Raw genomic sequence first — 21,863 nt, 5'->3', positions numbered from 1 at the left:
AAGCACAAGCAATTCAGCAAGTACTGCAAGTGACAGTGCTTCAATCAGTGCAAGTACAAGTACTTCAACAAGTACTGTAAGTGCAAGCACCTCAGCAAGTACTGCAAGTGCAAGCAATTCAGCAAGTACAAGCACCTCAGCAAGTACTGCAAGTGACAGTGCTTCAATCAGTGCAAGTACAAGTACTTCAACAAGTACTGCAAGTGACAGTGCTTCAACAAGTACAAGCACCTCAGCAAGTACTGTAAGTGCAAGCAATTCAGCAAGTACTGCAAGTGACAGTGCTTCAGCAAGCGCCTCAACAAGTACAAGTACGAATCAGAGTTCTTCAATGAACACGAACACAAGTGCGGCAGCAACATTAGGTAAAAACGATGACAAGCAGTCAGGAAAGTTACCGAATACAGAAGCTACATCAACTGATGTTGAGAATACAGGCGCAATGATAGCCACAATGGTAACATTGTTGGTAGCAATAATTGCTAAGAAACGAAAAAATAAGCAGTAAAAAAACTTACTCATTGAGTAAGTTTGAAAAAAAGACAGTTTAAGTGAGAACTTAGGCTGTCTTTTAAAATAGATGAATGATGGTCAGTAGATGAGAGTGCGCAATACTGTAAATAATAGTGATAATGTTGTGTATTATTTGTTATTAGTTTATGCTTAATGAGTAACTATACAATAAAGAATCCTGTTGTTATGAGAGAGAAAAATTATGAACAGTTCAGTTATTTTAACTATATTATTCGCAATTTCAATTTTTTTATTAGTAATTTGGAAAGTGAATTCAAAAAAAATTGATAACTTGATTATGTTTTTATGTTGTATTGTTTTTATATTTTTTTAGCTCAATACATTTTAGATCAAAATATATTAAATTTAGGTGATAAATCTAATAAGATTATTAATAATATAAAAAAAGACGACGCTAGAAAACAAACAAGTACGTTATCAGTTAATAGTATTAAACAGATGGTTATGAGACAGGCACAACAAGGTTTGGAAAAACAAGGTTTTGTTGCCATACCCAGTCGATACATTTTGTTGCCAATTTACAATGATGCTTATCATGATAAGGGATTGAATGCTGGTGCAAATTATGCTAATCAATCTGCAGATGATCCAGAAGGAAAGAATATTCCTATAATGGGACAAGGGAATTATGGGTTAGCCGCTCATAATTTTAATGACGGAAAAACAGGTTTCAGTGCATTGCAGGAATCAACTAATCATGATACACCATACTTAGATAATGGTAAATTAAAAGGATCTTCTTGGTTAAATGGCAATGAAGTTATATTGGCTAATGATAAGGGAATTTATCGATATGTGATAAACAATCAGAAAACAGTGCAAGAATCAGAAGTTTCTGTTCTAGACAAAACTAATCAGCCACAGTTAACAATAATTAGCTGTTTGTTCCCTTCAACTAATTATCGTATTATTACCACAGCCAAATTAACAGATCAATATACTTGGGAGAAAGCACCTAAAAAATTAGTAGCACTATTTAATTTAAAAATACAAGATACAAATGCGCATGCTAGTTGGTGGAATCCAGGTACAGAAGAAGGAGCCAATGGTGATGCTGGTGGAACAAAAGATAATTCAAAAAATAAGTAAAAAGCCAGGCATTTTGTCTGGCTTTTTTTTATAGTGGTTGGATCCAAGTATTTTGCGCCCCTGCTTTGGTTAGAGCATTAGCAATTGTGATGGCATTATCATTATTTTTTGCAAGAGCAAACATGACACCCCCGATTCCCGCACCAGTTAGTTTAGCGCCTAAAGCTCCAGCATGTAGTGCTGCATTTACTAAATTGTCGAGTTTGGGATGAGAAATTCCCAATGACTGAAGTTCGTGGTGTGCTGCCGTAAAGAGTAAGCCAGCATGTGTTGCCGCATTCTTTGTGAGGTCAACTCGTAATTTTTCTGCAATGTGACCAAGGTGTTCAATTTTTTGCCAAGTTAGATCATAATGTTCTTCCAAATTATTTTTGACAATATTCACTGCATGCATTGTTTGACCATGAATACCTGTATCAGCTACAACTAAAGTTCCCGTTAATGACATTTTAAATGGTGTCATCTCAATATTTTTAATGAACCAAATGGGATCATCAGAATTAACCGTTGCAGCATCTAATCCTGAGGCTGATCCGTGAGAAATACTTTCTTCAATGTCTGTAAAGTATTTTAACTTTTCTTCTGTTAGGGGTTTGTTTGCAAAACTATAAAATGCTTTAGTAATCGACGTAGCAAAAGCAGCAGAAGCACCAAATCCGCGTTCTTGTGGTATGTTTGTATCAATTTCTAAGCTAAATGGGGTGTTTTGCATGTTAAATTCAATTAGTAATTGCAAAATGAGTTGCCTTAACCCTTCAACGTTTGCACCGAGTTCATTGAGGTCACCATGAAAAGAATTACTTTCTATGATTTGCCCTTGAAATGAGGGACGTATTGTTGTAGTAACTGTTAAGTTAGTCAGCGGAATCGCAATAGCTGGCTGTTTATAGACGACAGCATGTTCGCCAATTAAAATTATTTTAGCATGAGCAATACCCACGCCAATTATTTGATCAATCATTTGTTTTCTCCAAATATCCTATACTATTGTACCGCAACTTATCAAATAGTGTAAAATGGTAAGAGAATTGCGTTGTTAAGTTGCATATAATGCGCATTATATGCAACTTAACAACGCAATTATCAAAAATGACAGAAAGGTGTTGTATATGAACGCCAACAAAACATTTGTTGTTGTTGATCTGGAAACAACCGGACAAAGCGTATCCAAGGGTGGTAGAATTATTCAAATTGGTATGACTTTTATAAAAAATCGACGTGTGTTCGATCATTTTGATACTTTTGTTAATCCGGGACAAAGTATTGATCGTAATATTCAACAATTAACTCATATCTCGCAAAAAGATGTTAGAGATGCACCATATTTTGAAGAAGTAGTACCTGTTATTCAAAGTATTTTACAAGATACTATTATCGTAGCCCACAACATTAATTTTGATTTTCCATACCTAAATGATGAATTAAGGAGAACAGGGTTTAGCGAGCTACCAAATGCGGCTATTGATACAGTACAATTAGCTCAAATTTTATTACCTACAGCACCAGGTTATCGACTTCTAGATTTAACCAACTACTTGAATATTACTCTTAATCATGCCCATAGAGCCAATGCTGATGCGCATGCCACAGCATTGCTCTTTTTGAAATTATGGGATACTGCTGAACAATTACCCATTAAAATATTAAAACAATTGCAATTTGGACCATTTCCTCTGTTACGACAAACACAAGATTTTTTAAAATTAATTAAAATAAAAAAATCAGATGAGCTATTTGAAAATAATGATTTGGTTGTCATAAAAAAGTTAGAATCCAGCCGAGTTGGCACTAAAAAGGTATTAGCATACCCATCAAGTGTTCAGGACAAGCACAAGCAGTTTGGACAATGGCTGACACTCAGTGATGCGCAAAATCATTTGATGAATCGGATTCATCTATTTATTTCCAAACGTAGTAATGGGGTATTAACCTTGCTAACGACACCCAAAATTGGTAAGACTTTGGGATATATAATGCCTCTAATATATCAAAATAATTCAAGACCTATTATTTTACTAACAAATGATGATAGTTTACAAAAACAGCAAGAGTTATTAATTAAAAAATTATCGAAATTTCTTGATGTCAAAATGAATACGGCTATTTTATATAATCCTCAATCCTATATTGATATTTCTAAATTTAATGAAGAGTTGTCTAAAATTGATTCTTCTTCTGAAATTCAGCTGTTAAAAGCAAGAATTCTTGTTTGGTTAGCTCAGACGGAAACTGGATTAATACAAGAAATTCAAGTTGGCGCGCAAAACACAGATTTCTTAGAAAAAGTTCATGGAGAGGAACATAGTTTGTTTGTCGAGCGAGCACACAAAATTGCGATGCGAGCTGACATTTTGATTATGAATTTTGAAAGTTTCTTTGATCAATCAACAACTTTGTTACATAACAAAGGAATCACTACATGGCCGGTTGTTGTTATGGAAACACCCAGTCAATTTCAACAAGATTTACAGGATTATTATCATGTAGATGTTAACATTACTGAAGCACAAAATAGCTTAAAAGGGCTATTGCACCAAGAAATTTCGGGACTATCTCATAAACAACGTCTATTTATAAGACAAAGTATTAATGATGCATTAAAACTAATTAAGCAAATTCAGCAATCTGACAGTGAACATAATGTTTTGAAAAAAATAGAACGATTATGTATGATTTTTGCTTGTTTGTCAGATGTTTTAATTATCGCAAATGCTAATCTGATACCGATTAATTGGAAATATTTGAATTTTAAACGAGATAAGTTAGAAAGATTAATGAAGCAAGATATTGTTTGCGAACACATAGAAAATAAAAGTGTTAATGGACAAGATCAAAAAGTATATCATTTTTCGACGCCAGCTGAACATGTCTATCAAGTTTCATTTATTAAAAAAGTGGCTAAATTATTAGTGGTCAGTGAATATCTTGATAGTAATGTGAGTCAGTTTATAAGAGATGTACCGACTGGAATCACGGTTGAAAAGGAGTTTATACGAGATGATCGTGCTCCAGTAGAATTAATTCAGTTAAATAAAATATCTCCGATTGTTCATATACAGGCAATAACGCAAACTTATCAAGATGAAATATTAATTATTGTGCCAACAAATGATCGAGTGAATCACTGGTATCAAAAAATGAAACATGCAATCACAACTGACTATCAGATTGTAGCCGAAGGAATAACGGGTTCTTTAGAAAAAATTCAGAGACAAAGTTTCATTGAGCAACAGAATATTATTATTGCGACGCCAAAAATATTTTCAACAATATGGTTACGTGAGAGAGGATTGCCTCGAATTGTTATCGTACCCGAAAAACAACTTTGGCAGCCTGTTTCACGACTGGCAATGATACTTGTTGAATTACAACGTCATACTTCTTCTATGTTAATTACCCAACTCAATGCTATGCAACGCAATCGTTTCAAATCTCAATTACATGTTGTTAAAAACTTTGACAAAAAAAATAATTTGATTGAATCGTATAATCAAATTTTAAAGAAAATTTGATATAATAAACCTAGTTGTGCGTTGGAGGAAAAGTGAATGATGCAATTTAGAGACGATATAAGAATTCGCCAACGTAGAAGGAGTTCTAGGATTCACTGGAGTCGCATCTGGTTCATCGTAATTGGTATTTTAATTCTGGTATCTTGCTGTACCTTATCTTATTTTTACATTTCGTTAACACCAATGCGAAAAGACGAAGATCGTATTCAAAAATTAGTTCAAAACCAAACAGATATTAAAACTGTTGAACAAGTTAATGTTGATTATAGAACTAGCACAACATATTCAGCAGTTGGAAAAACAGCATCTGGAATAGAGAAAGTTGCGATTATTAAAGGTAAATCTTCTAAGGTTGCAACATATGATCGTAGTGATGGTTTATCAAACGAACAATTGAGAACTATTGTTCTAAAAAAATACAATCCCAGTAAGATATATTCAGCTAACATTAGTGAATATAAAGGCGCATTGGTTTGGGAAGTCAGTTATAAAGATCAGAAAGGCACACTTAGTTTTGCCACACTAGATTTTAAAACAGGAAATCCATATCGTACAATTAATGGTTTGTGAGGAAATAGTAATGCTTTCAAAACGTGTACAACAAGTTCAACCTGCAGCAACACTAGCCATGAGTAAGATGGCAAAAGACATGCAATCGCAAGGAATTGATGTCATTAACTTAGGTGTTGGAGAATCTGATTTTGAAACACCAGAAAACATCAAGAATGCAGCAATTGCAGCAATTAATCAGAACAAGACCAGTTTTTACACACCATCAAGTGGGCTGGTAGCTTTAAAAACTGCAATTGTTGATAATGTATTTAACCGGTATGGTGCTAAAATCAATGAAAAAAATGTCTCTGTCACAACTGGAGCAAAATTATCATTGTATGCGCTGATGCAAACCCTATTAAATGAAGGCGACTGTGTTGTTTCCTCTGCACCTTTATGGGTAAGTTATGTTGAACAAATTAATTTAGCTGGTGGTATTTTACAGACTGTGTTACCCCAAAACGATCAACTGAAATTGACAGTTGAGGATTTAAATGCAATTAATGAACCAGTCAAGTTAATTATTGTGAATTCACCTAATAATCCTACCGGGCAAATATATGATCAAGAAGAAATTAAAGCCATTTTGAATTGGGCTGATGAACATGGTGCTTACGTTATTCTTGATGAGATTTACGGTCAGTTAATTTATAACGATGCTCATTTTACGTCTGGGTTAACATTAAAGCCATTAGAACACAATCGAATGATTATTGTTGATGGGGTATCAAAAGCATATGCCATGACTGGCTGGCGTATTGGCTGGACGATTGCTTCTTCTGAAATCATTATCGCAATGAATAAGTTATTGGATCATATGACTTCAAATCCAACGGTAGTTGCGCAATATGCAGCTATTGAGGCTCTCAATGGGCCTCAAGATACAGTTGAGACTATGCGATTAGCTTTTGAACAACGATTAAATACCACCTTCGAACTTTTAAAAAAAGTACCGGGTGTTACGCTAACTTCAAAACCGCAGGGCGCTTTTTATTTGTTTCTTAGGATAAATGATGATATGCTCAGAGCAGTTGGCGTTGAAAATACAAATGAGTTATCTATGAAATTGTTACAAGAAGCTCATGTCGCATTGCCAGCGGGAGAAGCATTTGGTATGCCTGGTTATTTACGGATGGGCTATGCAAAAGACCAAAAAACATTGAATGAAGCTGTTAGGAGATTGACAGAATTCTTTCAACAATACAACTAATTTATAAATAGGAGTAGTGAATCAACTGAAAGGCATAGTTGATTTACATTATTAAAATGTCACAGGAAATACCAACGATTCAAATTATTGATGCAAAAAATTATGTCGGTCAAACCGTTAAAATTGGTGCGTGGTTAAGACAAAAGAGAGGGTCTGGTAAGATCGCTTTTCTTCAACTCAGAGATGGTACAGCCTTTTTCCAAGCAGTTGTTGTTAAAGCCGATGTTTCAGAAGAAGTGTTTGAAACAGCTAAAGGTTTAAAACAAGAAACTAGCATGTACGTTACAGGAGAAATTCATGAAGATACAAGGTCTTCGTTTGGTTACGAAATGGCCGTATCTGGGATTGAGATAATTGGTGAGAGTCATGATTATCCGATTACACCTAAAGAACATGGAACAGAATTTCTATTTGATGAAAGACACCTTTATCTACGTCATTTGAAACCATTTGCAACCTTAAAAATACGTAACACATTAATTGCAGCAACTTACGAATTTTTTAATAATGAAGGATTTACAAAGCTCGATTCACCTCTATTGACTGGATCAGCTCCAGAAGGCACTACTGAGTTGTTTGAGACAGAATATTTTGGTGAACCTGCATTTTTGTCACAAACAGGTCAATTATATGCCGAAGCTGGTGCCATGGCACTTGGTAAAGTGTTTACATTTGGCCCCACTTTCCGTGCCGAAAAATCTAAGACACGTCGTCATTTGACAGAGTTTTGGATGGTAGAACCTGAAATGGCGTTTATGCATCAAGAAGAAAGTCTTGAAATTCAAGAGAAATATATCTCATTTTTGATTTCAAAAGTACTGGAAAAAAATGATCAAGAACTAGATATCTTGGGACGTGATAAAACATTGCTTGAATCATATACTAAGTTACCTTATCCAAGAGTCAGTTATGATGAGGCAATTAAGTTACTTCAAAATAATGGATTTGATGTTGAATGGGGTGTTGATTTTGGTTCACCGGAAGAAACATTTTTAGCAAATCATTTTGCGAAACCTGTATTTATTATTAATTTTCCAAAAGCAATCAAGGCATTTTATATGAAGCGTCACTCAACAAGAGATGATGTTGTGGTTTCAGCTGATTTATTAGCACCTGAGGGTTACGGTGAAATTATTGGTGGCTCTGAACGTGACACAGATTATGACTACCTTAAAGCACGTATTGAAGAAGAAGGACTAAATCTAGAAGAGTACCAGTGGTATTTAGATTTGCGTAAATATGGTTCTGTTCCACATTCTGGATTCGGTTTGGGTCTAGAGCGTATGGTAACTTTTGTGACGGGAGAAGAACATATTCGTGAAGCAATTCCGTTTCCAAGAATGACGAACCGTCTGCGTCCATAAAGAGTAGGTAAGTTTTTCAGAAACATTACGTTAAAAATGTTAAACTATACTTAACAATATAAAAACGTCCAAGTTAGGCTTGGACGTTTTTATAACGTTTGCAAATGCAAAGTTAACGGGTAGTGAAATATGACATTAGACATTAAATTACAACAGTATCTTAAAGCTGGAAACAGTAGCATTAGTAATTATTTATTGGTTCATTATCAAGAAATTGGGTTAGACAATGATGATTTAGTTTTGTATTTACAAGTAACGCGTATTCAAGATCAAGGAAATCAAGCGACACCACAACTTTTATCACAAGTTTTACATGTTACTGAATCCGTGGTTATCTCTCGGTTAAAGAGTTTGATTGCACGAAATTTAATGGTGATTTCAACGGCAACGAAGCAATTAGAAACCTATGATTTCACACCATTGATAGAAAAGTTGTTAGCAGGCAAAACAGTTAGTAATCAGCCAGTAATGTCAGATGGTAAATCGACACGTCGAGAAATTTTTCAAACTGTAGAATCAGAATTTGGACGTCCGCTAACACCAATGGAAATGCAAACGATAGGTCAATGGTTTGATCAAGATCATTTTGAACCTGATTTAATACTATTAGCTATTCAAGAGGCTGTCGCAAATAATGCACGTAGTTTACGCTATATTGAAGCAATCTTGGTTAATTGGCAAAAAAATAATGTTAGAAACCCGGCTCAGGCGCAGATAGCAAAACAAAAAAGGCGTGGCATTACTTATACGTACGATAATCTATTTTAAAATAATATAAGGAATTGTATGCTCTAAGTTTAAATGAAACCCATAAATTGGCTTTAGGTCATGAGTAAATAGCTCTGTTGCTGTACTTAGATGAAGAATTCTTGTTTCTAATTGCGATAAAGAGAGCGGCTTACTACCGACTATAAGTTTAATATTAGGAGAGTTATCAATATAGTCAACATCTGAAATAGGTATCATTGTGGCATTATGATTTACAAATATAAGACTTTTGGTAGACATGAATTGTGTTAAATTTTTAAAATCGTCCAATCGCATTATACAGACCTCAATAATTATTAATGTACAAGAATCGTATTCGTATCTAGTATAAAGGAAAAACAATGGAAAAAGAATATCAAATAATGGTCACAGCTGCAGCTGGACTAGAAGCCTTGGTGGGTAAAGAATTAGAAAGATTAGGTTATAATCATCAGGTAGAAAATTATCGTGTTAGATTTCAAGGAACAGCTGAAGACATTCTGAAAGCTAATGTTTGGCTTAGAACAGCGGATCGTGTAAAAATCATTGTCGGTGAATTTGATGCTAGAACTTTTGATGAGTTATTCGAAGGTGTTAAAGCATTACCTTGGGAAGACTATTTGAATTATGATTCGGAATTTCCAGTTGCTGGACGATCAAAAAAATCTGAATTATTCAGTGTACCAGATGTTCAAGCTATCACTAAAAAAGCAATAGTTAATAGATTACAAGAAGCCTATCATATTCGCACAAGATTACCTGAAAATGGTTATTTTGCACAATTAGAAGTGATGATAGACAAAAATCATGTAATGGTAACTTTAGATACAACTGGGCCTTCATTATTTAAGCGAGGGTACCGAGTTAATAAAGGTGGTGCACCATTAAAAGAAAACTTTGCTGCTGCGCTAGTACTATTAACTAATTGGCATCCGGATCGTCCATTTGTAGATCCAACTACAGGATCAGGAACATTGGCTATCGAAGCAGCATTAATTGGTCGAAATATTGCTCCCGGTCTGATTAGAGATTTTGACATTGAACAAATGGATTGGTTTGATAAATCATTATCTGAATCCGTTCGTGATCAGGCAGAATCTCAAGCAGATTATGATAGAACCTTAGATATAGAAGCATTTGATATTGATCAGAATATGGTCGATATTGCTATTGAGAATGCTAAGCATGCAGGGTTGGGCCAAGATATTAAATTTAAGCAATTAGCTGCCAAAGATTGGCAAACAGAGAAAATAAACGGTGTGATTGTTGCAAATCCTCCTTATGGGGAGCGACTTGGTGAATTAGAAGCAGCACGTGAATTATATGAACAAATGGGAAGTATCTACCGTCATTTACCGAGTTGGAGTAAATATATTTTAACAAGTGATTTAGAGTTTGAAACGTCATATGGTGAAAAAGCAACCAAAAAACGAAAACTATATAATGGTGCTATGCGAGTTGATTATTTCCAATATTGGGGGAAACGAGCCAAATAAAAAAAACAGGTAACCTATTGTGAGGTTACTTGTTTTTATTTTGTAAAAAAGTAGCTTTAATCATTTTTAATTTTTCTGATTTTGTTGATTGAGTTTGTTGATTAGATTTGTATTTGGCGTCAGCTTGTTTTTGTTTGAAATCGATTTGATATCTTCCCATGTAATCTATACCTCCTTACTGATATATAACCTAGTATACGATATTTTTGTAGTTGAATGGTTTATCTTTTTTTCAAAAGGATAACTTTCGCACAGTATCGCCTGCTATTAATTCGATTTTGGTATGGAAAATACCACCAGAAGTTAATTTTTGAGCGTCTAATAATTCTAAAGACAATTGACCCATTTTTTGAAAATCTTGTTTAATAGCTGTAATTTGTGGTCTTGTAAATTTAATTAATTCCGTACCATCAATCGATACAATTGAAAGGTCTTTTGGTATTTTAAGATTAGCATCACTTAAACCGTTAAGTATGCCTACACTAATAATATCAGCAGAACTTATTGCCGCAGTAAACGGAAGCGGATAACCAAAATGTTTAATAACATTTAACCCGGTTTGGTATTCATTAGTCATTCCCCAAACAAATTCAGGTTGATAAAGCAAACCTCTTTTTTCAAGTGCCTCCTTAAAATGCTCTTATACTAAAAAAATGGACTATTTCTATTCAGTCCGTAAAATGAAAGTATAGGAGTATTTTTATGTCAATTCGTTATTCACAAGATTTTAAAGATTCACTGGTTAAACTTCACCAAGAAGGACGTTCACTTAAGTCATTAGCAGAAGAATTTGGACCATCAAAAGATTCTATTGCTATTTGGGTCAAACAAGCTACCCCAGTCATGATTCATGGTCAGTCAAAGACGTTAAAAGATGTCAAGCAACTAGAGAAGCGCCTCGCTATTTTGGAGGAAGAAAACGAAATTTTATCACGCATAGCCTGACAGGCATTGAGCAGCCATCTTACTAGCCAAAAACTGTGGTGACTGTTGATCAAAAACCCAATCTGATTAGACACTTGCATGATTTGAGCGGTGTTTGGCAAACAGATATCACTTATATTCAGTTGACTAACCACAGATGGGTCTATTTAGCGACCGTTTTGGATCCTGAGAAGAGCAAGGTATTGGGCTATAAAATTGGCGATACAATGACAGCCGAGCTAGCCACAAGTGTCTTACAGATGGCGTTAGATAAGCATCGAAAGCCATTAATTATTCATTCAGATATGGGGTCACAATAGGAAGCGTTTCATGCAATATTGAAGCGTGAAGAGGTGTATTTGAAGGCATACCAAACATTAACTGAAGTCCAAGCAGCCATTGGTTGGTATATCAATTTTTATAATTGCAATCGTATCTCAAATGTCGCCTAATTAACTGAATAAAAATAGTCCAATTTATTGACTTCTGAGCATTTACAGATAAACACTTAAAAAGAGACTATCATATCCCTAAATCAGCAAAAATAATAATTAGCAATTATGAAAATGATCAACAAGAAGAATTAAGACCTTATGAGTCAAAAGTTTATTGGTTTGAAAATGACGATAATGTGTAACGAATGGTTGACTTTAATCATATAGCAAGCTATGATTAAGTATATATATAAACCGATGAATTGGAAAAGTCATGGTCTGGTTTTAAGAAATTTTGCGTTTGATGAAAGCAAAACGACGACATGAGTTTGCGACACCTTGGAGGCTACTATTGACAAAGATAGTACGTGATTACGCGTTAAGTAATTTGAGCGATGTGTAATAACATCAGTTAATAAGGTGGTACCGCGCTGAGAAGCGCCCTTAGTGACAATTAATTTTGTTGCTAAGGGCGCTTTTTTCGGTTAATGAACAAATAAAGGAGAACTATTGCACAATTAAAGCACTAAGCAATAGTAAAGTTTAAAATGGCAAAAGCAACATTTCAAAAACCAAAAGGCACAGCTGATTTATTACCAGAACAAACAGCACAATGGCAACATATAGAAAATATTGCTCGGTTATTATTCCGAGATTATAATTTTAAAGAAATTAGAACCCCTATGTTTGAGAATTTTGAAGTGTTTTCAAGATCTGCTGGTGATACTTCAGATGTTGTGACTAAAGAAATGTATGATTTTCATGATAAGGGAGATCGTCACATTGCATTACGTCCGGAAGGTACAGCTGGGGTTGTTCGTGCTTTTGTAGAAAATAAATTATATGGACCAGAATTTGATAAACCATATAAGGCATTTTACATAGGACCAATGTTTCGTTATGAAAGACCACAAGCTGGGCGTTTTCGACAATTTCACCAAATTGGGGTTGAAGCCTTTGGTTCTGAATCTCCAGCGCTAGATGTTGAAGTTATTGCAATGGCAATCGATTTCTTTAAAACATTAGGATTAGAAAATTTGAGAGTAGCAATTAACACGTTAGGCGATCAATTATCAAGAGATCAGTACCGACAAGCACTTATTGATTATTTAAGACCACATGCTACAGAATTATCACAAGATTCTCAAGAAAGATTAGATAAAAATCCTTTACGTGTTTTGGATTCAAAAGATCCTAAAGATCAGAAATTTGTTGCTAATGCACCGTCTATCTTAGATTACTTATCAGATGAGGCCACGCAACATTGGCAAACGGTTAAAGAAATGCTAACCGCTTTGAATATTGATTTTGTGATCGACGCAACAATGGTTCGTGGACTAGACTATTACAATGATACGATTTTTGAGATTATGACAGTTGATGACAGCTTAAAAGGCGCTGCTACAATTGCAGGTGGTGGTCGATATTCTGGGTTAGTCAAAGAATTTGGTGGGCCAGAAACACCTGGTGTTGGCTTTGGAATTGGCATGGAGCGATTAATTAGTTTATTAATTGCTCAAAATGTTGCACCAACTATCGACAATACTTTAGATTTTTACGTGGTTAATATTGGTAAGCAAACTGATGTTGTGGCCACCCAAATTGTTCAGGCTGTTCGATCATTTGGGTATGCGGCTGAGCGTGATTATCTTTCGAGATCTGCCAAAGCACAATTTAAAACTGCTGATCGCCATAAAAGTCAGTATGTTATCACAATAGGTGAGACAGAATTATATAATCATGTAGCCAATATTAAAAATATGTCTACTGGTCAGCAACAAACAATTAAATTGGCTGATTTATATACTGATTTGCCAACAATCATTGATTCAGAAGGAGATAACTAATTATGAAACGAACAAATTATGCGGGATTAATTGATGAACAATATCTTGGGCAGTCAGTTACACTAACTGGTTGGGTACAAAAACGACGTGATTTTGGTGATTTAATATTTGTTGATTTGCGAGATCGTGAAGGACTCGTACAATTAACTTTTAATGCAACACATCAAGAAGCCCTTAATGTGGCTGAAAAAATGCGTAATGAGTATGTTATTGCGATTAAAGGAACTGTTATTAATCGTGATAAAAGTCAAATAAATAATAAAATACGTTCTGGAAAAATAGAGATTGATGTTATTGATGCTGAAATTTTAGCTACGTCTAAAACACCACCTTTTTATATTGAAAATGGTGTTAATGCTAATGAAGAATTAAAATTGCAGTATCGTTACCTAGATCTTCGACGTCCAGAAATGCAAAAAAACTTGCGTATTCGTTCTAAAATTATGTCAAGTGCAATGCAATTTATGGATGAACATGATTTTATTAATATTGAAACACCAATTCTTGCAAAATCTACGCCAGAAGGTGCACGCGATTATCTTGTGCCATCACGTATTTTTCCTGGATCGTTCTATGCATTGCCACAATCGCCTCAGTTGTTTAAACAATTATTAATGGGCGCTGGTTTTGACCGCTACTTCCAGATTGCACGAGCTTTCCGTGATGAAGATTTACGTGGTGATCGTCAGCCTGAGTTTACTCAAATGGATGTCGAAACATCATTTATGTCAGCAGATGAAATTCGTGATCTTGTTAACCAATGGGTTAAATGCATGATGCATGATGTTGTTGGGTTTGATCTTGATATATCAAATATTCCGACATTAACTTGGCAAGAGTCGATGGACAAGTTTGGGACCGATAAACCAGATTTGCGTATTCAATATGAATTAAAAGATCTATCAAAAATAGTTGATAAATCTGAATTTGGTGTGTTTACAGGTGCTATAAAAAATGGTGGTGTCGTTAAGGCAATTGCTGTTCCCGGTGGAGCAGAACATTATTCGCGTAAAGACATTGACAAAATGGCACAGTATATTGAACGTTTTGGTGCTAAAGGTTTGGCATGGTTAAAAGTAACAGATGATGGGATTTCAGGACCAATTGCTAAGTTCTTTGATGATTCGAGTGAGTTACTATCAGCTGTAGAAGCGCATTCTGGTGATTTGATTTTGTTTGCTGCAGGAAGAACAGATATTGTGGCAGCTACTTTGGATTACTTGCGACGCCAAACTGCCAAGGATTTGGAATTAATTGATACTAATAACCCTTGGGCATTTGCTTGGATTGTTGATTGGCCACTATTTGAATATTCTGAAGATTTTGATCGATGGATTGCAGCCCATCATCCCTTTACAATGCCTAATGAAGACGATCTACATTATCTAAATGATGGTGAGGATCCACATAAAGCACACGCACAAAGCTATGATCTAGTATTAAACGGTTATGAATTGGGATCTGGATCCATACGTATTCATCGAATGGATGTGCAAGAAAAAATGTTGAAGGCATTAGGATTTACCAAAGAAGCAGCACATGAAGCATTTGGTTTCTTGCTAGAGGGAATGGAGTACGGTTTCCCACCAATGGGTGGAATTGCCTTAGGATTAGACAGACTAGCTATGTTACTAGCTGGTCAAGAAAATATTCGTGAAGTTATTGCCTTTCCAAAAAATTCTAGAGCCACAGAACCAATGACAGAAGCACCTACACGCATTCATGATAATCAGTTGAATGATTTAGGTTTGATTGTACCAGAGAGTCATTGAGATTTTTAAATTTTTATCACACTGTGTTATATTGAAGGTACTTTATTAAAAAGGAACGTACAAAAACGTACAATAATTATGCAAAAATTTTTTCACAACTTTATGAAAAATCGTTATACAAGTCGAGTTGGTGGTGCAGTATTTTATGCCGTCATTGTTGCTGTAGCGATGAACTATTTTTGGCGTCCAGGCCACATTTATTCATCAGGGTTTACAGGTTTTGCACAACTAGTATCAACATTAACTGGTGGTAAAATATCAGTTGCGCTTGCTTTAGCTTTAGTTAATTTACCGATGTTAGCTATTGCTTGGATAAAGCTATCTTGGCGCTTTGCGACATTTACGACATTGGCAGTTTTACTAAGCGCAGCCTTGATGCCGGTCTTTGATACTTCACGTATTTTAACTACCGATCCGCTAATTAATGCTATGTTTGGTGGTGCTTTAAATGGTATGGCTGTTGGAACTGCGTTAAGATATGGTGTCGGAACTGGTGGCTTAGATGTCATTGGGATGTTATTAAAGAAAAAATTTGGTTTCAAAATGGGACCAGTAAATTTAGCAGTTAACGCATTGATTATGGTTGGTGCTGGATTAACATATGGCTGGAAATTTGCACTGTACTCAATTGTTGGTGTGATTATTAGTTCAAGAATGATAGATGCCTTTTATACACGTCAACAGCAAATGCAGGTCATGATTATCACAACTAAACCAGATGAGATGGTCCAGGGCATTTACGAAAAGATGCGAAGAGGTGTTACAATTATCAATGATGCGCGTGGTGGTTACACAGGGGAAGGCCGTTCAGTTTTGCTTACTGTTATCACGCAACAAGAACGTTATGAACTACGAGAAGCAATTAAATTGGTTGATGAAAAAGCTTTTTCATCAACATGGAAAATTGAGCATACTGTTGGTAAATTTTACGAGCCAGAGTTATAAATAAAAAGACGTATTTCTTCAGAAATACGTCTTTTTATTATACTTTTTGTGTTTTAAACTTGCGATGAGCTAAAGTTCCAAAAATTAAAGTAAATATAATTGTGCCAATAGCTGGTATTCTTGAATCTGCCTGGAAGAATAAACTAATGTAAATAGCTGCAAAGAATAAGAGAGTGATTGGACTTGTAAACTTATAGCCGGGCATTGTAAATCCGTCTGGAAGATAGTCATTTGATTCACGGAACTTACGGCGAGCATACATAGTCATAGCATAAACCAAGATATACATATTGGATGAAATAGCTGTTATGAAGCTAAATGCCGAAGTAATTTGTGGAATAGAATTAATAATTGGAGACAATAGAACTAAAGCTGCAGTGAATAAAATAGCATTAGCTGGGACACCATTTTTTGAAATCTTTTTAAAAGGACTCATAGCTGATCCATTAGATTCATGAGCTAGTTGATAAAAGTGACGACCAGATGAATAAATGGCTGAGTTAAGCGCTGAAGCTGCCGATGTCAAAACAACGAAGTTAATGATTGTAGCAGTAACTTTAAATCCAGCAAGTTCAAATACCATAACAAATGGACTTTGAGTAGGTGTTTTAGCAATAACATGCCAGCTAATAATTGACATAATAATTGTCATGGCACCTAAGTAAAAAATCAAGATACGAATAATGATTGTGTTAATGGCACGTGGTAAAACAGCTCTAGGGTTTTCAGTTTCGGCTGTCGTAATACCAACGAATTCCATACCTTGAAAGGCGAAAAATACCATTGGAAAAGCAGCGATAAACATACCAGCACCATTTGGGAAAAGCTCAAAATGATGTGTAATGTTAGAAAATGAAGCTACTGTGTTACCACCAGAAGCTGATGCTTTAAATCCAGTGAAAATCAAGAATAATCCTGTGGCAATCATGGCAACTATGGCAATAATTTTAATCATTGCAAACCAATATTCAGTTTCACCAAATACCTTAACGGCAACTAGATTGACCAATGTTAAAATTCCTAAGAAAAATATTTGAATAATCCATGTTTGCCAATGTGGAAACCAAAACTTGACATAGGTAGAAACAGCTGTTAACTCAGCCATTGCTACGAATGTTAATCCGATCCAGTAAGACCATCCAGCAAAATATCCTGCTCCAGGGCTAACATATTTTGTAATAAACGAAACAAATGTATGCTGAGAAGGATCGGCGTAAAGCATTTCACCGATACCTCTCATCATTAAGAAGAAAAAGGCGCCTAGAACCGCATAAACAATCAGAATTATATTTCTCTTAGTTGCATTTTAAACTCCAATGATTTAGGATATTGTATTTTTATTTTATGCTAATTTGTTAAAACTGCACAAGTTAAATTCATATATTGTGCATGCTGACGAGATATTATTATAGATAATAATGATACATTACAGATACATACTTATTGAAAGGAAGTTGATGATGATGAGATCAGAGAAGAGAATTATTAGTAATGTGCTTAAGGGGTCTCTTGATAATTTAGTTGAGTGGTTTGATTGGTATGTGTATGCTTCTTTTTCAGTTTATTTTGCACAGTCATTTTTTCCGTCACATGACAAGACAGCTGAATTATTGAGTACGGCGAGTGTTTTTGCCATTGGTTTTTTGATGAGGCCACTTGGAAGTTTAATACTTGGCAAGTATGCTGACCAATACGGTAGAAAATCCGCTTTAACTCTATCGGTACTAATCATGGCAACTGGTTCATTTATTATTTCACTAACACCAAATTACAGCAGTATTGGTATTTTTTCGCCCATAATTCTGGTAATTGCGCGTTTATTTCAAGGGCTTTCATTAGGTAGGGAATATGGCACGTCTGCGACGTATTTATCAGAGATGGCAAGTGCCAAACATAGGGGGGGTTATGCTTCCTTTCAATACGTTACATTGATTAGTGGACAACTTATTGCGCTAGGTATTCAAATTATACTGCAAGCGGCTCTTTCTGAAAAAGATCTTGTGTCTTGGGGTTGGCGAATACCATTTGCGATAGGGGCTTTAGGTGCTGTCGTTGTCCTATTATTAAGGTTAAGCATGGAAGAATCAGATCAATTTTCAGAACAACAACGCAATAGTAATAAAACCAGAGGACAACTAGGCATACTTTTACAATACCCTAAAGCTGTTTTGACTGTTGTTGGGTTAACTTTGGGTGGGACAATTGCTTTTTATACATATACAACATATTTGCAAAAATTCATGATTAATTCGGTTGGATTACCAAAACAACAAGTGACTTTGATTAATTTTGCTGCTTTATTTATTTTTATGATTATTCAGCCATTGGCTGGTGCTTTATCTGATAAAATAGGTCGCAAACCATTACTTTTTTGGTTTGGTGGACTAGGTACAATATTTACGATTCCTATTTTTATGATGCTGTCGACAACTAAATCAGGGTGGGCAGCATTCGGCTTAATGCTTGCTGGTTTAGTCATTGTTACAGGATATACATCAATTAATGCTATTGTTAAAGCTGAAATGTTTCCAACAGAAATTAGAGCACTTGGTGTAGGATTACCTTATGGATTGACTGTAGCTATTTTTGGTGGAACAGTTGAGTATTTGGCACTTTTTTTGAAAAAAACGCATCACGAATCATTATTTTTTATCTATGTCATTTTAGTCATAGCGATAAGCTTGATAGTATACTGGCGTATGACTGATACTAAAATCACTTCTACGTTGGATAATTAATATTTATTTATTGACACTAAATTAAAATAATGGTAAAGTTAATAAGTATTTGCAGCATGTCGTTAAAACGAAATAAAATGCGAGAAAGGAGGGTTATCACATGGCAAAGGTCATCGTACGTAAGAACGAATCTTTGGATGATGCATTGCGTCGCTTTAAGCGTGGTGTTTCAAAAGACGGTACTCTCCAAGAATACCGTAAGCGCGAATTCTATGTTAAGCCTTCAGTTGCTCGTAAGTTGAAGTCTGAAGCAGCACAAAAGCGTAACAAAAAGAAGGGCCGTTAATTGGTTCTTAAAACGCCACTTCGGTGGCGTTTTTCTTTTTGCATTTTATGCTAAAATGAAGATACTACTATTTAGAAAGAAGAAGATAAATGACGTTATTAGAAGATTTAAATCATGATATGAAAGAAGCCATGAAAAGGAAGGATAAGCAGGCTTTGTCTGTTATTCGTATGGTTAAATCTACTGTTATGAATGAACAAATCAATCTCGGTCATGATCTCACTAGTGAAGAAGAGTTAACCGTTTTGTCTCGTGAAGTGAAACAGCGTCATGATTCTCTAAATGAGTTTGAAAAAGGAAATCGAGAGGACTTAGCTGAAGGTATTCGATCAGAATTAACAATATTATCAAAATATATGCCTGAGCAATTATCCAAAGAAGAAATTAAGTCGATTGTCGAAGAAGCAATCAGTCAAACAGGCGCTAACTCACCAAAAGATATGGGAAAAGTCATGGGAATCGTGACGCCACAGGTTAAGGGAAAAGCAGATGGAAAGCAGGTCGCAGCACTAGTTAAAGCAGCGCTTGCTTGATTGTCATAATGCTTTTAAATAATGATTTTAAGAACTTGAACTAAAAAAATTAAAAAGAAAACACGTGAAGTTGCGTGTCAGAGGAAAATTAATGACGAATCCAATAGTTGGAGAAATAGTAAAAGCAAGTGTGACAGATGAAAATGAACACTACTTTTTTGCTCAAATAGATGGTCATACATATGAAATCAGTAAGGCAGAGTTGCAAAAGCCTTTAAAGTTGGGTGGTTTAGTAACAGGATTTGCTTACGAAAATGAAAATCATAAATTAGAAATCACCAAAACAATACCCACAGTTCAAAAAGATAGTTACGGATGGGGAACAGTAGTAGCTACACGTCATGATTTGGGGGTGTTCGTTGCCATTGGTTTGCCAAATAAAGACTTAGTTGTTTCATTGGATGATTTACCAACAATAACAACTTTGTGGCCACAAAAGGGTGATCGATTAATGTTATCCATGAAAGAAGATAACAAAGGACGTCTATGGGGTGAAATTGCACAACAATCTATTTTTTCTGCTGTTGCAAGACGTGCGCCCCAAGAAATGAAATCTAAAAAAGTTAAAGCAACGGTTTATCGTAATAAAATTGCGGGAACACTTGTTATTACGGATGACTATTTCTTGGGATTTATACATCCTTCACAGAGATATGATGAACCACGTTTAGGGGAAGTTGTTAATGCAAGAGTTATTGGCGTCAGGGATGATGGCACGCTGAATCTTTCTGTAAAACCTTTAGCTTATAAAACGATGGATGAAGACGCTAAGTTTTTGTTAATGCAATTACAAAGGCGAAAAGACCAGTTTTTACCGTTCAATGATAAAAGTGATCCAGAAGCTATAAAGCGACAGTTTGGGTTTAGTAAAAGTCAATTTAAACGTGCTCTTGGACATCTGTATAAAGCACGTTTAATTGAACAAATTGATCAAGGTATTCATTTAGTTGAAAACAATGAAACAAGAAATTGAAAATGCTGTTATTGATTATTTGCACTATATTCGCATTGAACGTGGTCTTTCAGAAAATACGATATTAAGCTATCGTCAGGATCTGATGCAATTTGCTCATTTTATTAGTCAAAAAAACTTGAATTTATCTGATGTTGATCATATTGTTGTTTTAAGTTGGTTACAGAAATTACGACAAGCAGATAAATCGAATAATTCAATTATTAGAATGGTAACGTCACTTAGAAAGTTCTTTGGTTACTTGTCACAAGAAAAACACATTGGACATAATCCAATGCTTGATATTAAGCCACCCAAAAAGGCAACACACCTACCCGCGGTATTAAGTGTTCAAGAAATCGATCAATTGCTTGCAATTCCTATTCCAAATAAACCTTTAGGCATGCGAAACCGAGCGCTACTGGAAGTAATGTATGCTACAGGTCTGCGTGTTAGCGAGTTAATTAATTTAAAAATGAGTGATTTGCATATTGAACTAGGTCTTATCCAAACTGTTGGAAAAGGAGATAAAGAGCGTATTATCCCCATTGGCGAAGTTGCTACAGACTGGCTAACACGCTATTTTTCAACGGGGCGTGAGCAACTAATTAAAGGGAAAGAATCGCCTTATGTTTTCGTAAATGATCGGGGTAAACAATTATCTCGTCAAGGAGTTTGGAAAATTATTAAAAAGCTTGTTGTTGAGGCGGGTATCACAAAAGATGTATCCCCGCATACTCTAAGACATTCTTTTGCCACACATATTTTAGAAAATGGTGCTGATTTGCGTATAGTTCAAGAATTATTGGGACACGCTGACATTTCGACAACGCAAATCTATACACATATTTCTAAAAAAAGATTGTCCGAAGTCTATGATCAATATCATCCACGTGCTTAATCATGTTAAAAAGGTTACATTTGGGAG

At 35.2% G+C, this 21,863-nt stretch carries 20 protein-coding genes and 3 pseudogenes; 19 read left to right on the top strand and 4 right to left on the bottom strand.

The window, feature by feature from the left end; all coding sequences use genetic code 11:
- Together K5Q12_RS02620 and K5Q12_RS02615 are read left to right on the top strand one after the other, a co-directional pair.
- Positions 1-508, top strand: a 508-nt coding sequence (locus K5Q12_RS02620) for a hypothetical protein (protein WP_373306130.1), incomplete at its 5' end; no start/stop codon positions are given.
- Positions 509-819: 311 nt separating this feature from the next.
- Entirely contained in the window at positions 820-1,623 is an 804-nt protein-coding gene (locus tag K5Q12_RS02615; RefSeq protein WP_220742164.1) for a class A sortase, read from the top strand.
- A 28-nt stretch (positions 1,624-1,651) separates the two neighbouring features.
- Here K5Q12_RS02615 and mvk read toward each other — a convergent pair whose 3' ends face one another.
- Positions 1,652-2,584 carry a mevalonate kinase gene (gene mvk / locus K5Q12_RS02610; protein WP_220742163.1) on the bottom strand — a complete coding sequence of 311 codons (933 nt, stop codon included), beginning with the start codon at positions 2,582-2,584 and terminating at the stop codon, positions 1,652-1,654.
- Positions 2,585-2,732: 148 nt separating this feature from the next.
- On the opposite strand from mvk, the gene K5Q12_RS02605 reads away from it, so the two are divergent.
- From K5Q12_RS02605 to K5Q12_RS02580, 6 genes are all read left to right on the top strand, one after another.
- On the top strand, positions 2,733-5,135 hold the full coding sequence (locus K5Q12_RS02605; RefSeq protein WP_220742162.1) for an exonuclease domain-containing protein: 2,403 nt from the start codon (positions 2,733-2,735) through the stop codon (positions 5,133-5,135).
- A gap of 36 nt (positions 5,136-5,171) precedes the next feature.
- The gene (locus tag K5Q12_RS02600) at positions 5,172-5,705 is read left to right on the top strand and encodes a PepSY domain-containing protein (RefSeq protein ID WP_220742161.1); all 534 of its coding nucleotides are present in this window, start codon (positions 5,172-5,174) and stop codon (positions 5,703-5,705) included.
- A gap of 10 nt (positions 5,706-5,715) precedes the next feature.
- Positions 5,716-6,897 (top strand): pyridoxal phosphate-dependent aminotransferase, encoded by a 1,182-nt coding sequence (locus K5Q12_RS02595; RefSeq protein WP_220742160.1) that lies wholly within the window; start codon positions 5,716-5,718, stop codon positions 6,895-6,897.
- Between the two features lie 56 nt (positions 6,898-6,953).
- Positions 6,954-8,261, top strand: a complete 1,308-nt coding sequence (asnS, locus tag K5Q12_RS02590) for an asparagine--tRNA ligase (protein WP_220742159.1) — start codon at positions 6,954-6,956, stop codon at positions 8,259-8,261.
- A 129-nt stretch (positions 8,262-8,390) separates the two neighbouring features.
- Positions 8,391-9,029, top strand: a complete 639-nt coding sequence (locus K5Q12_RS02585; protein ID WP_220742158.1) for a DnaD domain-containing protein — start codon at positions 8,391-8,393, stop codon at positions 9,027-9,029.
- Between the two features lie 341 nt (positions 9,030-9,370).
- Entirely contained in the window at positions 9,371-10,504 is a 1,134-nt protein-coding gene (locus K5Q12_RS02580) for a THUMP domain-containing class I SAM-dependent RNA methyltransferase (protein WP_220742157.1), read from the top strand.
- Positions 10,505-10,529: 25 nt separating this feature from the next.
- Here K5Q12_RS02580 and K5Q12_RS07190 read toward each other — a convergent pair whose 3' ends face one another.
- Entirely contained in the window at positions 10,530-10,664 is a 135-nt protein-coding gene (locus K5Q12_RS07190) for a hypothetical protein (RefSeq protein ID WP_281418935.1), read from the bottom strand.
- 72 nt (positions 10,665-10,736) lie between these two features.
- Positions 10,737-11,126, bottom strand: a pseudogene (locus tag K5Q12_RS02575) (substrate-binding domain-containing protein); the annotation flags it as partial.
- An 80-nt stretch (positions 11,127-11,206) separates the two neighbouring features.
- On the opposite strand from K5Q12_RS02575, the gene K5Q12_RS02570 reads away from it, so the two are divergent.
- The 6 genes and pseudogenes from K5Q12_RS02570 to K5Q12_RS02545 all read left to right on the top strand — a co-directional run bounded on the left by K5Q12_RS02570 (position 11,207) and on the right by K5Q12_RS02545 (position 16,426).
- On the top strand, positions 11,207-11,449 hold the full coding sequence (locus K5Q12_RS02570) for a transposase (RefSeq protein ID WP_220742155.1): 243 nt from the start codon (positions 11,207-11,209) through the stop codon (positions 11,447-11,449).
- Between the two features lie 38 nt (positions 11,450-11,487).
- Positions 11,488-11,748: a DDE-type integrase/transposase/recombinase gene (locus tag K5Q12_RS02565; protein ID WP_220742154.1), complete on the top strand. Its 261-nt coding sequence runs from the start codon at positions 11,488-11,490 to the stop codon at positions 11,746-11,748.
- A gap of 12 nt (positions 11,749-11,760) precedes the next feature.
- Positions 11,761-11,880: pseudogene (locus tag K5Q12_RS07245) on the top strand (IS3 family transposase); the annotation flags it as partial.
- A gap of 530 nt (positions 11,881-12,410) precedes the next feature.
- Complete coding sequence (hisS, locus tag K5Q12_RS02555; RefSeq protein WP_220742152.1) at positions 12,411-13,709, top strand: histidine--tRNA ligase; 1,299 nt, start codon at positions 12,411-12,413, stop codon at positions 13,707-13,709.
- A gap of 2 nt (positions 13,710-13,711) precedes the next feature.
- Positions 13,712-15,481 (top strand): aspartate--tRNA ligase, encoded by a 1,770-nt coding sequence (aspS, locus tag K5Q12_RS02550; RefSeq protein WP_220742151.1) that lies wholly within the window; start codon positions 13,712-13,714, stop codon positions 15,479-15,481.
- Positions 15,482-15,559: 78 nt separating this feature from the next.
- Positions 15,560-16,426: a YitT family protein gene (locus tag K5Q12_RS02545; RefSeq protein ID WP_220742150.1), complete on the top strand. Its 867-nt coding sequence runs from the start codon at positions 15,560-15,562 to the stop codon at positions 16,424-16,426.
- A 37-nt stretch (positions 16,427-16,463) separates the two neighbouring features.
- On the opposite strand, the pseudogene K5Q12_RS02540 reads toward K5Q12_RS02545, so the two are convergent.
- Positions 16,464-17,711, bottom strand: a pseudogene (locus K5Q12_RS02540) (amino acid permease); the annotation flags it as partial.
- A 178-nt stretch (positions 17,712-17,889) separates the two neighbouring features.
- Here K5Q12_RS02540 and K5Q12_RS02535 point away from each other — a divergent pair.
- The 5 genes from K5Q12_RS02535 to xerD all read left to right on the top strand — a co-directional run bounded on the left by K5Q12_RS02535 (position 17,890) and on the right by xerD (position 21,836).
- A complete protein-coding gene (locus K5Q12_RS02535; RefSeq protein ID WP_220742173.1) occupies positions 17,890-19,164 on the top strand; it encodes an MFS transporter in 1,275 nt (424 codons plus the stop codon).
- A gap of 100 nt (positions 19,165-19,264) precedes the next feature.
- On the top strand, positions 19,265-19,450 hold the full coding sequence (rpsU, locus tag K5Q12_RS02530) for a 30S ribosomal protein S21 (protein ID WP_004899901.1): 186 nt from the start codon (positions 19,265-19,267) through the stop codon (positions 19,448-19,450).
- A gap of 89 nt (positions 19,451-19,539) precedes the next feature.
- On the top strand, positions 19,540-19,983 hold the full coding sequence (locus tag K5Q12_RS02525) for a GatB/YqeY domain-containing protein (protein WP_220742149.1): 444 nt from the start codon (positions 19,540-19,542) through the stop codon (positions 19,981-19,983).
- Positions 19,984-20,074: 91 nt separating this feature from the next.
- Positions 20,075-20,956: a CvfB family protein gene (locus K5Q12_RS02520; protein WP_220742148.1), complete on the top strand. Its 882-nt coding sequence runs from the start codon at positions 20,075-20,077 to the stop codon at positions 20,954-20,956.
- Complete coding sequence (xerD, locus tag K5Q12_RS02515; protein ID WP_220742147.1) at positions 20,940-21,836, top strand: site-specific tyrosine recombinase XerD; 897 nt, start codon at positions 20,940-20,942, stop codon at positions 21,834-21,836. Before K5Q12_RS02520 ends, xerD begins: the two co-directional genes overlap by 17 nt.
- The last annotated feature ends 27 nt before the right edge of the window (positions 21,837-21,863 follow it).

This window comes from Leuconostoc palmae, from assembly GCF_019656075.1.
Taxonomy (GTDB): Bacteria; Bacillota; Bacilli; order Lactobacillales; family Lactobacillaceae; genus Leuconostoc; species Leuconostoc palmae.
The sequence above is the reverse complement of the archived record's forward strand: the minus strand, read 5'-3'. Positions and strand labels throughout refer to the sequence as shown.

Bases quoted from the DNA above. Each gene is read 5' to 3' on its own strand.
- K5Q12_RS02615 (WP_220742164.1), top strand. From the start codon at position 820: ATGTTGTATTGTTTTTATATTTTTTTAGCTCAATACATTTTAGATCAA.
- mvk (WP_220742163.1), bottom strand. From the start codon at position 2,584: ATGATTGATCAAATAATTGGCGTGGGTATTGCTCATGCTAAAATAATT.
- K5Q12_RS02605 (WP_220742162.1), top strand. From the start codon at position 2,733: ATGAACGCCAACAAAACATTTGTTGTTGTTGATCTGGAAACAACCGGA.
- K5Q12_RS02600 (WP_220742161.1), top strand. From the start codon at position 5,172: ATGATGCAATTTAGAGACGATATAAGAATTCGCCAACGTAGAAGGAGT.
- K5Q12_RS02595 (WP_220742160.1), top strand. From the start codon at position 5,716: ATGCTTTCAAAACGTGTACAACAAGTTCAACCTGCAGCAACACTAGCC.
- asnS (WP_220742159.1), top strand. From the start codon at position 6,954: ATGTCACAGGAAATACCAACGATTCAAATTATTGATGCAAAAAATTAT.
- K5Q12_RS02585 (WP_220742158.1), top strand. From the start codon at position 8,391: ATGACATTAGACATTAAATTACAACAGTATCTTAAAGCTGGAAACAGT.
- K5Q12_RS02580 (WP_220742157.1), top strand. From the start codon at position 9,371: ATGGAAAAAGAATATCAAATAATGGTCACAGCTGCAGCTGGACTAGAA.
- K5Q12_RS07190 (WP_281418935.1), bottom strand. From the start codon at position 10,664: ATGGGAAGATATCAAATCGATTTCAAACAAAAACAAGCTGACGCCAAA.
- K5Q12_RS02570 (WP_220742155.1), top strand. From the start codon at position 11,207: ATGTCAATTCGTTATTCACAAGATTTTAAAGATTCACTGGTTAAACTT.
- hisS (WP_220742152.1), top strand. From the start codon at position 12,411: ATGGCAAAAGCAACATTTCAAAAACCAAAAGGCACAGCTGATTTATTA.
- aspS (WP_220742151.1), top strand. From the start codon at position 13,712: ATGAAACGAACAAATTATGCGGGATTAATTGATGAACAATATCTTGGG.
- K5Q12_RS02545 (WP_220742150.1), top strand. From the start codon at position 15,560: ATGCAAAAATTTTTTCACAACTTTATGAAAAATCGTTATACAAGTCGA.
- K5Q12_RS02535 (WP_220742173.1), top strand. From the start codon at position 17,890: ATGAGATCAGAGAAGAGAATTATTAGTAATGTGCTTAAGGGGTCTCTT.
- rpsU (WP_004899901.1), top strand. From the start codon at position 19,265: ATGGCAAAGGTCATCGTACGTAAGAACGAATCTTTGGATGATGCATTG.
- K5Q12_RS02525 (WP_220742149.1), top strand. From the start codon at position 19,540: ATGACGTTATTAGAAGATTTAAATCATGATATGAAAGAAGCCATGAAA.
- K5Q12_RS02520 (WP_220742148.1), top strand. From the start codon at position 20,075: ATGACGAATCCAATAGTTGGAGAAATAGTAAAAGCAAGTGTGACAGAT.
- xerD (WP_220742147.1), top strand. From the start codon at position 20,940: ATGAAACAAGAAATTGAAAATGCTGTTATTGATTATTTGCACTATATT.